16 protein-coding genes are annotated in these 13,758 nt (G+C 64.5%); 3 read left to right on the top strand and 13 right to left on the bottom strand.

Translation table 11 applies throughout. From position 1 onward, the window contains the following. Window positions 1-87: 87 nt before the first annotated feature. Entirely contained in the window at window positions 88-2,466 is a 2,379-nt protein-coding gene (gene rnr, locus BN1133_RS10680) for a ribonuclease R (protein ID WP_050666515.1), read from the bottom strand. Window positions 2,467-2,591: 125 nt separating this feature from the next. Here rnr and BN1133_RS10675 point away from each other — a divergent pair, with 125 nt between their 5' ends. Beyond that, window positions 2,592-3,614 (top strand): GGDEF domain-containing protein, encoded by a 1,023-nt coding sequence (locus BN1133_RS10675; RefSeq protein ID WP_050666514.1) that lies wholly within the window; start codon window positions 2,592-2,594, stop codon window positions 3,612-3,614. A gap of 68 nt (window positions 3,615-3,682) precedes the next feature. On the opposite strand, the gene luxS is transcribed toward BN1133_RS10675, so the two are convergent. The 8 genes from luxS to BN1133_RS20470 all read right to left on the bottom strand — a co-directional run bounded on the left by luxS (window position 3,683) and on the right by BN1133_RS20470 (window position 9,403). Beyond that, a complete protein-coding gene (gene luxS / locus BN1133_RS10670) occupies window positions 3,683-4,192 on the bottom strand; it encodes an S-ribosylhomocysteine lyase (protein ID WP_050666513.1) in 510 nt (169 codons plus the stop codon). 18 nt (window positions 4,193-4,210) lie between these two features. Next, window positions 4,211-4,804, bottom strand: coding sequence for a transglycosylase SLT domain-containing protein (locus BN1133_RS10665; RefSeq protein WP_050666739.1), 594 nt, complete (start codon window positions 4,802-4,804; stop codon window positions 4,211-4,213). A 5-nt stretch (window positions 4,805-4,809) separates the two neighbouring features. Then, entirely contained in the window at window positions 4,810-5,148 is a 339-nt protein-coding gene (gene glnB / locus BN1133_RS10660) for a nitrogen regulatory protein P-II (protein ID WP_005358847.1), read from the bottom strand. Window positions 5,149-5,157: 9 nt separating this feature from the next. Continuing rightward, a complete protein-coding gene (locus BN1133_RS10655) occupies window positions 5,158-6,780 on the bottom strand; it encodes an NAD+ synthase (RefSeq protein WP_050666512.1) in 1,623 nt (540 codons plus the stop codon). 78 nt (window positions 6,781-6,858) lie between these two features. Then, window positions 6,859-8,208: an ATP-binding protein gene (locus BN1133_RS10650; RefSeq protein ID WP_050666511.1), complete on the bottom strand. Its 1,350-nt coding sequence runs from the start codon at window positions 8,206-8,208 to the stop codon at window positions 6,859-6,861. Beyond that, window positions 8,205-8,861, bottom strand: coding sequence for an AHA_4052 family stress response regulator transcription factor (locus tag BN1133_RS10645; RefSeq protein WP_050666510.1), 657 nt, complete (start codon window positions 8,859-8,861; stop codon window positions 8,205-8,207). Before BN1133_RS10645 ends, BN1133_RS10650 begins: the two co-directional genes overlap by 4 nt. Before the next feature lie 17 nt (window positions 8,862-8,878). Beyond that, on the bottom strand, window positions 8,879-9,217 hold the full coding sequence (locus BN1133_RS10640) for a PepSY domain-containing protein (protein ID WP_050666509.1): 339 nt from the start codon (window positions 9,215-9,217) through the stop codon (window positions 8,879-8,881). Between the two features lie 36 nt (window positions 9,218-9,253). After that, a complete protein-coding gene (locus BN1133_RS20470; protein WP_224160300.1) occupies window positions 9,254-9,403 on the bottom strand; it encodes a hypothetical protein in 150 nt (49 codons plus the stop codon). On the opposite strand from BN1133_RS20470, the gene BN1133_RS20575 reads away from it, so the two are divergent. Continuing rightward, window positions 9,335-9,589 (top strand): PepSY domain-containing protein, encoded by a 255-nt coding sequence (locus tag BN1133_RS20575; RefSeq protein WP_224160297.1) that lies wholly within the window; start codon window positions 9,335-9,337, stop codon window positions 9,587-9,589. The two genes, BN1133_RS20470 and BN1133_RS20575, sit on opposite strands and share 69 nt — an antisense overlap. On the opposite strand, the gene BN1133_RS10630 is transcribed toward BN1133_RS20575, so the two are convergent. After that, the gene (locus tag BN1133_RS10630; RefSeq protein ID WP_050666507.1) at window positions 9,474-10,121 is read right to left on the bottom strand and encodes a protein-methionine-sulfoxide reductase heme-binding subunit MsrQ; all 648 of its coding nucleotides are present in this window, start codon (window positions 10,119-10,121) and stop codon (window positions 9,474-9,476) included. The two genes, BN1133_RS20575 and BN1133_RS10630, sit on opposite strands and share 116 nt — an antisense overlap. Then, on the bottom strand, window positions 10,112-11,089 hold the full coding sequence (gene msrP, locus BN1133_RS10625; RefSeq protein WP_050666506.1) for a protein-methionine-sulfoxide reductase catalytic subunit MsrP: 978 nt from the start codon (window positions 11,087-11,089) through the stop codon (window positions 10,112-10,114). Before msrP ends, BN1133_RS10630 begins: the two co-directional genes overlap by 10 nt. A 357-nt stretch (window positions 11,090-11,446) precedes the next feature. Between msrP and BN1133_RS10620 the strand changes: the two genes are divergently transcribed. Then, complete coding sequence (locus tag BN1133_RS10620) at window positions 11,447-11,920, top strand: DUF1097 domain-containing protein (RefSeq protein ID WP_050666505.1); 474 nt, start codon at window positions 11,447-11,449, stop codon at window positions 11,918-11,920. A gap of 46 nt (window positions 11,921-11,966) precedes the next feature. On the opposite strand, the gene BN1133_RS10615 is transcribed toward BN1133_RS10620, so the two are convergent. Together BN1133_RS10615 and BN1133_RS10610 are read right to left on the bottom strand one after the other, a co-directional pair. Next, on the bottom strand, window positions 11,967-13,247 hold the full coding sequence (locus BN1133_RS10615) for a sigma 54-interacting transcriptional regulator (RefSeq protein WP_050666504.1): 1,281 nt from the start codon (window positions 13,245-13,247) through the stop codon (window positions 11,967-11,969). Between the two features lie 5 nt (window positions 13,248-13,252). Next, window positions 13,253-13,753, bottom strand: a complete 501-nt coding sequence (locus BN1133_RS10610) for a hypothetical protein (protein ID WP_224160258.1) — start codon at window positions 13,751-13,753, stop codon at window positions 13,253-13,255. Window positions 13,754-13,758 lie beyond the last annotated feature (5 nt).

Raw genomic sequence — 13,758 nt, 5'->3', positions numbered from 1 at the left:
CAAGGGGCGGTCTGGCTTTGAGGGAGATAACCCGGGGCCATCAGCCCCTCACGGCCAAGGCAGGGGTCACCAGACCCACGCCATGGGTTACCCCTTGGCCTTGTCGCGGGCGCGCTTGCCGGGGCGGCGGTTGCTCGGCTTGGCGCTGCCACCGCTCTTCTTCTCCTTGCCCTCGGCCTTGCGCTTGTCGCGGCGACGCTCGGTCTTGGCCTTCTCTTTCTTGATGTCGGCCATCTTGCGCACCGCCTGCTTGGCGCCCTTGCCGGTCATCTTGAGGGGCTCCTCGACCATCACGAAGTCGATCTTGCGATCGTCCAGGCTCACCCCCATCACCTTGACCCGCACCTTGTCACCGAGGCGGTAGCGGCGGCGGAAGTTCTCGCCGATCAGCTGCTGGTGAATGGGGTCGAACTGGTAGTAGTCGTTGGTCAGGGTGCTGACGTGGACCAGGCCGTCGATGTGGATCTCGGCCAGACGCACGAAGAAGCCAAAGCCGGTGACGCTGGCGATGACGCCGTCGAACTCGTCACCCACGTGGTCCTGCATGTACTCGCACTTGAGCCAGTCGGCCACGTCGCGGGTGGCGTCGTCGGCACGGCGCTCGGTCAGGGAGCAGTGCTCCCCCATGGGGTCCATCTCGTCCTGGCTGTAGTGATAGCCACCGCTCGGGGTCCACTTGTGGCGGGGATTGCCCTGGGCCTTGGCCAGCTGGTACTTGATGGCCCGGTGCAGGATCAGATCCGGATAGCGGCGGATCGGCGAGGTGAAGTGGGCGTAGGACTTCAGGGCCAGGCCGAAGTGACCTATGTTGTCGGCCTGATAGATGGCCTGGCGCATGGAGCGCAGCAGCATGGTGGAGAGCAGCTCCGCATCCGGGCGCCCCTCGAACTTGTCGGCCAGCTCGGCAAAGTCGCGCGGCTCGGGCTCGAGCCCCCCCTTGAGCTCCAGTCCCAGCTCGGCGAGGAACTGGCGGAAACCGGTCAGGCGCTCTTCGCCCGGACGGTCGTGCACCCGGAACAGGGCGGCGGCCTCGTGCTTCTCGATGAAGCGGGCGGCGGCCACGTTCGCCTGGATCATGCACTCTTCGATGATCTTGTGGGCGTCGTTGCGCACCAGGGGCACGATGCGGTCGATCTTGCGCTCGGCGTTGAAGATGAAGCGGGTCTCTTCGCTCTCGAACTCCACGGCACCGCGCAGGTGGCGGGCGTGCTTGAGCGCCTTGTAGAGGTGGCTCAGCTCCTCGAGGTGACCCACCAGCGGCTCGTACTGCTGACGCAGCTTGGGATCCCCGTCCAGAATGGCCGCCACCTTGGTGTAGGTCATCCGGGCGTGGGAGTTCATCACCGCCTCGTAGAAGGTGTAGCCGGACATGCGACCGCTGGCGGAGATGGTCATCTCGCACACCATGCAGAGGCGATCCACCTGCGGGTTGAGGGAGCAGAGGCCGTTGGAGAGCACCTCGGGCAGCATGGGCACCACGAACTCGGGGAAGTAGACCGAGTTGCCGCGCTGATAGGCCTCGGCATCCAGGGCGGTGCCCGGCTTCACATAGGCCGAGACGTCGGCGATGGCGACCCAGAGGCGCCAGCCGCCGGATTTTTTCTTCTCGCAGAAGACGGCGTCGTCAAAGTCGCGGGCATCTTCCCCGTCGATGGTGACAAGGGGCAGGGTACGCAGGTCGACCCGGCCCAGCTTGGCCTTCTCGGGCACCTCGTCGGTGAGGTTGACGATCTCCTGGGTGACCGCCTCCGGCCAGGTATGGGGGATGCCGTGGTTGCGCAGGGCGATCTCGATCTCCATGCCCGGCGCCATGTTCTCGCCAAGCACCTCGAGCACGGTGCCGAGGGCGTTGAGGCGGCCGGTCGGACGCTGGGTCAGACGCACCACCACCACCTGGCTCTGGCGCGCCCCCTTGTTCTCCCCTTCCGGGATCAGGATGTCCTGGCCGATGCGGCTGTCGTCCGGCACCACAAACCCTACCCCGTTCTCGACGAAGTAGCGCCCGACGATATCCATCTCGCGCGCCTTGAGCACGCGCACCAGACGCGCCTCCTGGCGACCCTTGCGGTCGATCTCGGTCGGCTGCACCAGGGCATAGTCCCCGTGCATCAGGCGCTGCATCTCGCGGTTGTTCAGATAGAGATCCTGCCCACCCCCATCCGGACGCAGGAAGCCGAAGCCATCCTTGTGGCCGAGCACGTACCCCTTCACCAGATTGAGGCGATCGGGCAGGGCATAGCACTGGTTACGGGTGAAGACCAGCTGGCCGTCACGCTCCATGGCACGCAGGCGCCGGCGCAGGGCCTCCAGATGCTCCTCGTCTTTGAGCTTGAGCTCGCGCGCGATCTCCTCGCGAGAGATGGGACGCACGTGGTCCTCGATGATCTTCAGCAGCAGTTCGCGGCTGGCGATGGGATTCTCGTATTTCTCGGCCTCGCGTTCGAGGAAGGGATCGTTATGAGACATAGGCAGGCCTTCTGGTAGGATTCGGGGCCATTATATCCCCAGTAAGGGGGGCAAGGCACCCTGCCGTTTCTGTTATGCCTCTGTCATACTAGAGGGCACTTTCCAGGAGTAGAGACCAGGTCTCCATGAACAAGGATCTTTTCAGCCAGTCGGCGGGCTATCTCAAACAGGCCATCCCCCTGATGACCAAGTATCAGATCCCGACGACCCCGGCCAACTATGCCGTCTGGTACAACTACGTGGCCTCCACCTATCCCGAGCTGACCCGGGCCCTCGACGAGGCCCTCAGGCAGCAGGGTACCTGCTCCCAGGTCACCTGCGAGCGCCTCTATCACCAGCATCTGGCCAGCGCCCAGGAGAAAGAGCTGGAGGCGGTCAAGTTCAACCTCGCCTCCATGACCACCCAGATAGCCCAGACCATGCAGGACGCCCTGACCGACACCGGCCTGTTTCAGGACATGCTCGACAAGAGCTTTGGCAAGCTGGGGCAGATCGACGAGGAGGGGCTGAGCCTGGAAGAGACCATGGGGGTACTGCGCGAGCTGGTGCGTGAGTCCCGTGATATCCGCATGGCGACCTTGCACTTTCGCGGCCAGATCAGCAATGCCGAGAAGGAGATCAAGGAGCTGAAAAAGGCCCTCGACGAGACCCGCAAACAGGCCAACGAGGATCCCCTCACTGGCCTCTCCAATCGCCGCGCCTTCAACCACGAACTCGATGCCCTGTGCCGCAGTGGCAAGGGCTTCTCCCTCATCCTGGCCGACATCGATCGTTTCAAGGGCTTCAACGACGAATATGGCCATCTGCTCGGGGATCAGGTGCTGCGTGCCTTTGCCCGCCGCCTCAAGGATGGCTGCAAGGAGGGGGCCCAGGTGTTTCGCTTCGGCGGCGAGGAGTTTGCCCTGCTGGTGCCGGGCAAGGGGGTACAGTTGGCCCGCCAGCTGGCCGAGAGCCTGCGCCGGGCCACCGAGAAGCTCTCGGTGCTCGATCGCAAGAGCGGCCGCCGGGTCGACAACATCACCTCCTCGTTCGGGGTGGCCGAATTTGACGGTCGTGAGCACGGGGACGATCTGGTGGAGCGGGCCGATCAGCTGCTCTACAAGGCCAAGGAGCTCGGCCGCAACCGGGTGATGCCGCTCGCCATGTAGCGCCGGCGTATCCGCCACTGAAAACAGCGAGGGCCGGTCAATGACCGGCCCTCGTCGTATGGCGCCCCTTACAGGGATTGCAGCTTCTCGTCCGGCAGCAGCAGTTCCTCGTTGTGGTTCACCCCGATGCCGCGCCCCAGCACGTGGCGGGCGATGGCCTGGGCCTCGTCGAGGGAGTGCATGGAGTAGGTCCCGCACTGGTATTCGTTGAGCTCGGGGATCTGCTTCTGATCCGCCACCTTGAGCACGTCCTCCATGGCGGCCTGCCAGGCGTCGGCCACGCTCTGCTCGCTCGGCGTGCCGATAAGGCTCATGTAGAAACCGGTACGGCAGCCCATGGGGGAGATGTCGATGATCTCGACATCGGAGCCGTTGAGGTGATCGCGCATAAAGCCGGCGAACAGGTGCTCCAGGGTGTGGATGCCGCGCTCGGAGAGGATCTCCTGGTTGGGCAGGCAGAAGCGCAGATCGAACACGGTAATGGTGTCCTTGTGCGGGGTCTGCATGGTCTTGGCGACCCGCACAGCAGGAGCCTCCATGCGGGTGTGGTCAACTTTGAAACTGTCCAGTAATGGCATCTGTGACTCCTGGTTTGGTTACCAGAACCAGCCCCCGGAGGAGAGCTGGTCCTTGCATTGTCGATATTGGGCGCCGTAGCGCTGGGCCCGGGCCTCTACCTTGCGCGAGGTGCGCATCAGCCACCCCTTGCTGCGGTATGAGCCGCGCCGGTAGCCGCCCCACCCCTCGTGGTAGTTGAGGTACTGGCCGTAGGCATCCCACTTGGAGGTGCCGTTGAGGCGCTGGGCCTTGTGGGTATACCAGCCCATGAAGTCGATGGCGTCGGCAAAGTCGTCGCGATCGCTCCAGCTGTTCCCCGTCTCCCTCTGATAGTCGGCCCAGGTCTCGTCTTTCACCTGAGCATAACCGTAGGCCGAGCTGGCCCGGCCGGTGGGGATGAACAGGAAATATTGCATGGGCGGCTTGGCGTCATGCACGAAGGAGGACTCCTGATACATCATGGCCATCACCACCTGCACCGGCGTGCCCCACTTCTCGTTCATCCTGAGCGCCGCCTTGTGCCACTCGGGTTTCTCCCGAAAGATCTGGCACAGGTTCTCCGGCTGGGCCGGTGGCGTGGCGCTGCAGGCGGTCAGGCCGAGCAGCAGGCCCGCCGCCGTGAGAAGGCGCATCCTCATCAGATGGCGTCTTCGTTCTCTTCACCGGTACGGATGCGGATCACCCGCTCCACGTCGCAGACGAAGATCTTGCCGTCACCAATCTTGCCGGTGCGCGCGGTGTTCTGGATGGCCTCGATGCAGGCGTCGAGATCCTCGTCCTGCACCACCAGCTCCACCTTCACCTTGGGCAGAAAGTCGACCATGTACTCGGCCCCGCGATAGAGCTCGGTGTGGCCCTTCTGGCGGCCGAACCCCTTCACCTCGGAGACGGTCATGCCGTTGATGCCGATCTCGGCGAGGGCTTCGCGCACGTCGTCGAGCTTGAAGGGTTTGATGATGGCTTCGATCTTCTTCATGACTTCTCCTTACCAGTTCTGTCTGCCAAACCCGGAGGTGATGGGGTAACGGCGATCCTTACCAAAGTTACGGGCCGAGATACGCGGCCCCACGGCTGCCTGACGGCGTTTGTATTCGTTGAGATCCACGAGGCGAATGACCTTGCGCACCACCGCCTCGTCGAAGCCCTCGGCCACCATGTCGGCCACCGAGGCGTCCTGCTCCACATAGCGCAGCAGGATGGCATCGAGGATGTCATAGGGGGGCAGGCTGTCCTGATCCACCTGGTCCGGCGCCAATTCTGCCGAAGGGGGACGGTCGATGACCCGTTGCGGGATCACATATTCGATGGAATTGCGGTATTCGCACAGCTTGAAGACGAGCGTCTTGGGCACATCCTTGAGCACGTCGAAGCCGCCGGCCATGTCCCCGTACAGGGTGGCATAGCCCACCGCCATCTCGCTCTTGTTGCCGGTGGTGAGCACGATGCGGCGACGCTTGTTGGAGAGCGCCATCAAGAGCACACCACGGCAGCGGGCCTGCAGGTTCTCTTCGGTGGTGTCGCGCGCCGTGCCTTCAAACATGGGGGTGAGCTGGCCCATAAAGGCCTCGTACATGGGCTCGATAGAGACGATGTCGAACTCGACCCCCATCCGCTCGGCCTGCTCGCGGGCATCCTCGACACTCATCTGGGCGGTGTAGCGAAACGGCATCATCACCGCCTGCACCCGCTCCTTGCCGAGGGCATCGGCGGCAATGGCCAGGGTCAGGGCCGAGTCGATGCCGCCGGAGAGGCCGAGCACGGCGCCCTGGAAACCGTTCTTGTTGACGTAGTCACGCACCGCCAGCACCAGGGCCTGATAGACCTCACCCAGGGGAGGCAGGGCATAGTCAACCTCTCCGCTTGGCACCGGCTGGCCATCGATAAAACTCACCAGCGCCTCTTGCTCGGCGAAGGCGGCCAGCCGCTGGGTCAGCTCGCCGGCACCGTTAAAGACCTTGGAGCAGCCGTCGAATACCAGCTCGTCCTGGCCACACACCTGGTTGAGGTAGACCAGGGGCAGGCCGGTGGCGGCGCAGCGCTCGCTGAACAGCTCCCGGCGCAGCCAGGGCTTGTGCATGTCATAGGGGGAAGCGTTGATGGTCACCAGGATCTCGGCGCCGGCCTCCCGGGTGGCCAGGGCCGGGCCCGGCTGCCAGATGTCCTCGCAGATGAGCAGCCCCAGCAGGTGGCCGCGAAACGGCACCACACAGGTCTCTTCCCCGGCACTGAAGTAACGCTTCTCGTCGAACACCCCGTAGTTGGGCAGCTCGCGCTTGTAGTAGCGGGCCAGCAGCTTGCCGTGCTCAAACAGGGAGGCGGCGTTATAGAGATGCTCTCCGTCGCGCCAGGGGTGTCCCACCAGAATGCCCGCCTTGCCCCCCCAGCCGGCCAGCCGGGCCAGGGCCGCCTTGACGCGCCCCATCAGGTCGGGACGCAGCAACAGATCCTCGGGCGGATAGCCGGTCAGGGCCAGCTCGGAGCAGACCAGCAGATCGGCACCCGCCTGATCTGCCCGCTGGGCCGCCGCCAGGATCTTGTCACAGTTTTCTTCGATGGAGCCTACCGTCAGATTCAACTGGGCAAGCTGGAGAGAGAGGGCTCTGGCCATGGTATTGGGTCTTCAAACCGAAATGATGGGGAATGATAAAGAAAAGGGGCGCCCTGTGCCAGCCAGGGCGCCACGGGATCAACGCTCGATCCGCGCCACCTTGGGCAGGGAGAGGCAAGCCGCCAGCCCGCCCAGCTCGGCCCGGCCCATGATGAGATTGCCACGGTAGGCCTCGGCCAGATCCGAAACGATGTTGAGACCAAGCCCGGAGCCGGGCACCTTCTCGTCCAGGCGCACTCCCCGTTCGATGGCACGGGCCATCTGATCCTCGGTCATGCCGGGGCCATCATCCTCGATACGCAGGGTGATCCAGCCCCCCAGCTCGGCGGTGGAGACCCGGATCCGCTGGCTCGACCACTTGTAGGCGTTCTCCAGCAGGTTGCCCACCATCTCGTCGAAGTCCTGCTCCTCGACTCCCACCGCCAGGGTCGCCGGCACATCGATGGCCAGCTCGCGCCCCGGATAGAGGCGGGAGAAGGCACGGCAGATGTACTCGATGCGGGCGCGCAGCGGGGTCGAGACCCCCAGCACCTTTGCCGCCCCCGTCACCCTGGCCTTGCCGAGGTGATAATCGATATGGCGCTGGATCTGGTCGAGCTGCTCCGTGATGGCCGGCTGCTCGGCCGGCGGCAGCTGCGGCACCTGGTTGCGCAGGATCGAGAGGGGCGTCTTGAGGGCGTGGGCCAGGTTGCCGGTGTGGCTGCGGGCCCGGGAGAGCAGCTCCCCATAGTGGTGGAGCAGGCGGTTGATGTCCTCCACCAGGGGCTGGATCTCGAGGGGATAGCGCTGCTCGAACTTCTCCTGATGTCCCTGGTGGATGCGGGCCAGCTCGCGCCGCAGCAGGTGCAGGGGGCGCAGGCCATAGAGCACCTGGAACAAAAAGCCCAGGATGAGGCCGGCCGCAGCAAACCCCAGGCCGAAGAAGAGGCTGAGGCGGGTCTTCTTCAGGGTCTGGTTCAGCACGCTGCTGTCTTTGGCCATCACCAGGCGCAGGGGAAGATCAGAGCCGGGCAACAGGACGCTGCGAGTCATCAGCAGCAGCGGCTCTCCCCCCGGCCCCTTGCCGAGAAACAGCCCCTTGTCGCCGAAGGCAGGCCTGAGGCGCTCGCTCACCAGCTGGCTGTCCCACAGGGAACGGGACTTGGCCACCACCTGACCATGGGCCTCGAGCTGCCAGTAAAAGCCCGAGTAGGGCTGACGAAAGCGGGGATCGGCCAGGGGCTCGGTCAGCATGGGCAAGCCATCTTCGCCCAGCTCGAGACGGGAGAGCAGATCGAACAGCTGCAGGCGAAGACCATCGGCCTCCGCCTGCTGCCAGTAGTTGGTGAGCATCCGCTGCAGGCTGAAACCGGTGGCAAACAGGAACAGGCCGCACCAGATGAGGGCGATCACCAGCAGGCGACCGCGCAGGGTGCGCACTACCCTCATTCGTCGATCCGGTAGCCGAGGCCTCGCACCGTCTCAATCAGATCTGGGTGGGTCTTCTTGCGGATCCGGCCGATGAAGACCTCCACCGTGTTGGAGTCGCGGTCGAAATCCTGGGCATAGATGTGGTCGATGAGCTCGCTGCGCGACACCACCCGCCCCTTGTGCTGCATCAGATAGGCCAGCACCCGAAACTCGTGGGCGGTGAGCTTGATGGGGGTGCCCTCATACCACACCTGGGAGGCGGCCATGTCGAGGCGCACCCCGCGGATCTCCAGCACCGAACTGGCGTTGCCGGCGGCCCGGCGCACCAGGGCATGGACCCGGGCCACCAGCTCGGCCATCTGGAATGGCTTGGTGAGGTAGTCGTCGGCCCCGGCGTTGAGCCCCTCGATCTTCTCGTGCAACTGACCCCGGGCGGTGAGCACCAGCACCGGGTTGTCCATGCCCTGGCTGCGCCACTCCTTGAGCACGCTCAGGCCGTCGCGACCGGGCAGGCCGAGATCGAGCACGATGGCATCATAGGGCTCGGTGGCACCGAGGAAGGAGGCCTCGACCCCGTCGTGGCAGAGGTCGGCCACGAAGCCGGCCTGGTTAAGCTGTTCGGCCAGTTGGGCGGCCAGGGTCTTTTCGTCTTCGACAATCAGAATTCGCATCTGTGTTTACCTGATGGTTAGGGCGCGTCGGCGGGGGTGGCGGGAGGAAAGAAGAGATGTTCCAGATGATGTCCCTTTAGATAGACCATGCGCAAGCTGTCGGCCCGATAACCCACCTTGATCACATTCTGGGTACGGTCGAGCAGCTTGAGCTCATAGATCCAGCGTCCCGGCGCCTCTTCCCTGAGATCGACCCGCAGCAGTTCACCGGGCAGGGCGCGCGCCTGTTTCATCACCTCGCTGAAGGGGCGGATCTTGCCCTCGGTCAGGGCCCGCTGCAGCATCTGGTCACTGGGCGCCAGCGCCGTGGCCCAGCAGGGCAGCAAGAGGGCCAGCAGGGGGAGAACCCTGTTCATGGGTGATTAATCTCCTGGTTCATAACATAATGGCGTTTATATTTTGCCAGCCATGAATCCGTCATGAATATGATCCCCCGCACTCTTCTGCTGATTGTCGGTCTCCACCCCCTGCTGGTGAAGGCCGATAATCAGGTTTTGGAAATAGAGGCGGTGATCCGGCTCCTGCTCCAGCAGGGTTATCACGACATTCGCGAGATCGCCCTGGAAGAGGGCCACTATCAGGTCGAGGCCCTCGACGCCCGCGAACGCAAGGTTACTGTCTATCTGGACTCGGACAGCGGCGAATTGCTCGAGTCGGCAAGGCCCATCCCCGCAGCAGCTTCCGCTGGCGCAGCCCCAGCAACCCCAGCGCCAGCAGCAGGTAAATGAGTGGCTCGACCCAGCCGCTCTTGACCGACCACCAATAGTGCACCGGCGCCAGTAACAGGGCCAGATAGACCCAGTTGTGCAGTCGCTGCCAACGCGGTCCCATGGCACGCACCAGCCTGGGTAGCGAGGTGATGCCGAGCACCAGCAGTATGCCCCAGACCCCCATCCCCACGACGATGTAGCTGCGCTTGACCAGCTCGCCGGCGATGAGCGCCCAGTCGAGCTGCAGATCGAGCAGCAACCAGCTGGCCAGATGCAACGAGGCATAGGCCAGCGCCCACAGGCCGAGTGGCCGGCGCAGCCGCATCAGCCCCCCCGCCTTGAGCCCTTTGGCCAGGGGCGAGACGCACAGACAGAGCAGCAAGAGGTTGAGCGCCCCCTTGCCAAGCCAGTGGATGATGCCAGGCACAGGATCCCCCCCGAGCCAGCCACTCGGGATGGCCCAGCCCAGCCAGACCAGGGCTGAAATCGCCCCCAGATGCACCATGAGTTGCAGGCCGCGAGCCTGCCTTGCGCTGATTTTCAGTACCATTGGCCGAGATCCATCCCCTGGTAGAGGCTCGCCACTTCGTCGGCGTAGCCGTTAAACATCAATGTCGGCTGACGCTTGGCACCGAAGGCCCCCCCTTCTGCGATGAAGCGCTCGCTGGCCTGGCTCCAGCGCGGGTGATCCACCTGCGGATTGACGTTGGCGTAGAAGCCGTACTCCTGGGGCGCCAGCATGTTCCAGGTGGTGGGAGGCATCTGCTCTTGCAGGCGGATGGTGACGATGCTCTTGATGCTCTTGAAGCCGTACTTCCAGGGGAGCACCAGCCGGATGGGGGCGCCGTTTTGCGGTGGCAGTGTCTTGCCGTAGAGGCCGACCGCCAGCAAGGCCAGGGGGTGCATCGCCTCGTCGATGCGCAGCCCCTCCCGATAGGGGAGCTCGATCCCGCTGCGGCGGGCCAGGGGCATCTGTTCGGGGTCGTAGAGGGTCTCGAAGGCCACGTACTTGGCGCGGCTGGTGGGTGCCGCCTCCTTGAGCAGCTCCCCGAGCCCAATCCCGAGCCAGGGGATCACCATGGACCAGGCCTCGACGCAGCGGAAGCGATAGATGCGCTCCTCCAGCGGCCGCCGGTTGATGAGCTCCCACACATCCAGAGTCAGGGGTTTCTCCACCTCTCCCTCGATCCGCAAGGTCCAGGGCTCAGTGCGCAGCGAACCCGCATTGCGCGCCGGATCGGCCTTGTCGGTACCGAACTCGTAGTAGTTGTTGTAGCTGATCACCTTGCTCTCGGGGGTGAGCACCAGATCGCCGCGCGCGGCCGCCTTGGCCTGAAGGGGGCGCCCGGGGTTTTCCGCTTCGCGCGGTGCCAGCAGATCGAGCACGCCGGCCTCAGCCGGCAGCGCCAGGGCGGCAGCCCCCAGCCCCAACCCCTTGAGCAGGCGGCGGCGATCCAGGTAGACAGATTCCGGGGTGACGGCGTGCTCGGTGAGCGATGAGCGGCGTTTGATGATCATGACTTCTCTTCCTCGCAGGGACCTTGATACAGACTAGACCCGACGAGGAAGAGAAAAATTACACCGATACCATTTCAGGCCAGAACCCGGCTCAGGTGGGCAGAGAGAAACAGCAGTACCAGCACCATGAGGGGGGGCAAGATGAGACCCTTGAGCATGATGCTCACTCCTCCTTGTGACAGGGCCTCTAACTATGGACCAGCTCCCCCGCCCCTTCCATGAAACCTTTTTCGCGAGCGCAAGCGTATTCCTGATGATGGCGACGTGAGCGGGATCACACCCCACGGCCCACCAAATTGCACCCACTCCCGACCGGAGTAGGCTGGCCTCCTTTTCGCATCGGACGGAGTCAATCTCGTGTCACCGCTTATCGCGATCGCGCTCACCACTGGCGTTCTGTCTGCCGTCTGGGGCTGGCTGGCCACCCTGCTCGGCCTGCTCTCCTGGGTCGGTTTCCTCGGCTGCACCAGCTACTTTGCCTCGGAAGGGGGCTACAAGGCGCTGCTCAAGACCCAGCTGTGCAACACCAGTGGCATGCTCTGGGCCCTGCTGCTGATCCACGGCGGGGAGTGGTGGGGCAGTGGCGTCGCCGGCTACCTGATGACCGGTATCGTCGCCACCCTGATGTGTGTGCAGGGGCGCCAGCAGTGGCTCTCCTACATTCCCGGTACCTTCGCCGGCTGCTGCGCCACCTTCGGTGCCGCCGGCCAGTGGCAACTGGTGCTCCCCTCCCTGGTGATCGGCGCCCTGTTTGGTTGGGCCATGAAGGCCTCCGGCCTCTGGCTGCACCGCCGAACCCAGCCGCGCGAGGCGCTGCCGGACGCCGCCTGAGGCGCTGATGAAAGAGGGGTGACCACTGGTCACCCCTCTTCGTTTGTTACCCCTTCTGCTTGAAGTGGGCCGCCTCTATGTTGTGGCGACTGAGCAGCTTGTAGAAGTCGGTGCGGTTGCGTTCGGCCATGCTGGCGGCCAGGGTCACGTTCCCCTCTGTGATGCGCAGCAGGCGGATCAGATACTCCTTCTCGAACTCTGCCCGCGCCTCGTTAAACGAGGGTACCGCCACCTCGACCCCGGAGAGGGCCGACTCCACCATGACGGCACCGATCACCGGGCTCGGGCAGAGCGCCGCGAGCCGCTCAACCAGATTGAAGAGCTGGCGCACATTGCCCGGCCAGGAGGCCTTGGCCAACAGGGCCAGCGCCTCGGGGGCGAAGCCGGCGGCCACCCCCTCCTGACGCAGGCGCACCCGATCCAGTGCCTGACGCGCCAGCAGGGGGATATCCTCGCTGCGCTCCTCCAGGGCAGGGAGCGTCACATTGGCGACGTTGAGGCGATAGTAGAGATCCTCGCGAAAGAGTCCCTCCTCCATCCCCTTGACCAGATCCCTGTGGGTGGTGCCGATGACCCGCACCCTGGCCGCCGCCCCCGGATCCCCCATCACCCGCAGCAGCTTGGCCTGCAGGGTGGCGGAGAGATCGCCGATCTCGTCGAGACAGAGGGTGCCCCCCCGGGCCTGCTCGAAGAGGCCCGGTTTTCCCTTCTCTCCAAACAGGGCGAGCTCCAGCTCGGCAAAGGGGGTGGCGGCACAGTTGATGGCCAGGAAGGGGTGATCCCGCCGTGGGCTTCCCAGGTGGAGCGCCTCGGCGAGCCGGCTCTTGCCACAGCCAGAGGGACCGGTGACGAGGACGTTCACCTCCATGGCCGCCACGCTACGGGCCTGTTGCAGGCTCTGCTGCATGCGCGGGCTACGGGTCGGGAAGCGGCTCTCCAGCTCGTCCACCACCAGAGGGGCCGTGATGCTGAGCGCCTGCTCCAGGGTCTGCAGCAGCATCTGCTTGTCGATGGGCTTGGTGAGGAAACTGAACACACCGGAGCGGGTCGCCGTGATAGCATCGGGAATGGTGCCATGCGCGGTCATGATGATGACCGGCATCCCCAGCCACTCCCCCTGAATGCGCTCGAACAGACCCAGCCCATCCATCCCCCCCATGCGCAAGTCGGTAAGCACCAGATCCGGCCTCTGCTGGCGCAGGGCCATGATGGCTTGCTCACCGCTCTCGGCGGTGGTGACCTCATATCCCTCGCTGCGCAGACGCAGGGTGAGCAGCTTGAGCAGGCTCTGGTCGTCGTCGACCAGCAGAATGCGTCCCTTTGCCATGGGTCTTACCCCTTGCCCTGTTTACGGGAGTTGATCTGTTCATCGATGGCCGAGAGCTTGGCGATCTTCTCCTCCAGCTCCCGGATCTGTGACCTGAGCCTGGCCACCTCGGCCTCCTGGCCAGTGGCCTGGGGACGGCTGCGCGAGAGCAGCAGCCAGGTACGCAGGTAGGCCTGCTCGTCGAGCCCGGTCTCGGGCAACAGGCGCTCCATGGTGGCCAGCGCCTCCTTGCGGCGGGCGGCGGGCTCGTCGGGGTGGCTGTTGACCATGGCCAGATTGAGGCGATTGGCGAGGGAGCTCTCCCCCTTGAGCCGTCGCCGCTCCTGCTCCCGCTGTTGGGGATGGCTGCCCAGCAACCAGTTGCTGTACTGCATGCGCAGTTGCAGTTGATGAAGTGAATCGACCTGGCGCTGGGCCATCACGGCCGGCGTGGGCTCGGTGTTGACGGTGCCCAGCATGGCGCACCCTCCCAATCCCATGGTAAAGAAAACTATCGCGTATCTCATGGTCC

Source organism: Aeromonas schubertii, assembly GCF_000820105.1.
Lineage (GTDB): Bacteria > Pseudomonadota > Gammaproteobacteria > Enterobacterales > Aeromonadaceae > Aeromonas > Aeromonas schubertii.
Note: the sequence above shows the minus strand (reverse complement) of the source record. Positions and strands in the feature narration are given on the sequence as shown.

Coding starts and splice junctions, on each gene's coding strand:
- BN1133_RS10655 (WP_050666512.1), bottom strand. CDS start 6,780: ATGGCCAGAGCCCTCTCTCTCCAGCTTGCCCAGTTGAATCTGACGGTA.
- BN1133_RS10645 (WP_050666510.1), bottom strand. CDS start 8,861: ATGCGAATTCTGATTGTCGAAGACGAAAAGACCCTGGCCGCCCAACTG.
- BN1133_RS10665 (WP_050666739.1), bottom strand. CDS start 4,804: ATGCGCCTTCTCACGGCGGCGGGCCTGCTGCTCGGCCTGACCGCCTGC.
- BN1133_RS10610 (WP_224160258.1), bottom strand. CDS start 13,753: ATGAGATACGCGATAGTTTTCTTTACCATGGGATTGGGAGGGTGCGCC.
- BN1133_RS10650 (WP_050666511.1), bottom strand. CDS start 8,208: ATGAGGGTAGTGCGCACCCTGCGCGGTCGCCTGCTGGTGATCGCCCTC.
- BN1133_RS10630 (WP_050666507.1), bottom strand. CDS start 10,121: ATGGTACTGAAAATCAGCGCAAGGCAGGCTCGCGGCCTGCAACTCATG.
- luxS (WP_050666513.1), bottom strand. CDS start 4,192: ATGCCATTACTGGACAGTTTCAAAGTTGACCACACCCGCATGGAGGCT.
- BN1133_RS10640 (WP_050666509.1), bottom strand. CDS start 9,217: ATGAACAGGGTTCTCCCCCTGCTGGCCCTCTTGCTGCCCTGCTGGGCC.
- BN1133_RS10675 (WP_050666514.1), top strand. CDS start 2,592: ATGAACAAGGATCTTTTCAGCCAGTCGGCGGGCTATCTCAAACAGGCC.
- BN1133_RS10615 (WP_050666504.1), bottom strand. CDS start 13,247: ATGGCAAAGGGACGCATTCTGCTGGTCGACGACGACCAGAGCCTGCTC.
- rnr (WP_050666515.1), bottom strand. CDS start 2,466: ATGTCTCATAACGATCCCTTCCTCGAACGCGAGGCCGAGAAATACGAG.
- msrP (WP_050666506.1), bottom strand. CDS start 11,089: ATGATCATCAAACGCCGCTCATCGCTCACCGAGCACGCCGTCACCCCG.
- glnB (WP_005358847.1), bottom strand. CDS start 5,148: ATGAAGAAGATCGAAGCCATCATCAAACCCTTCAAGCTCGACGACGTG.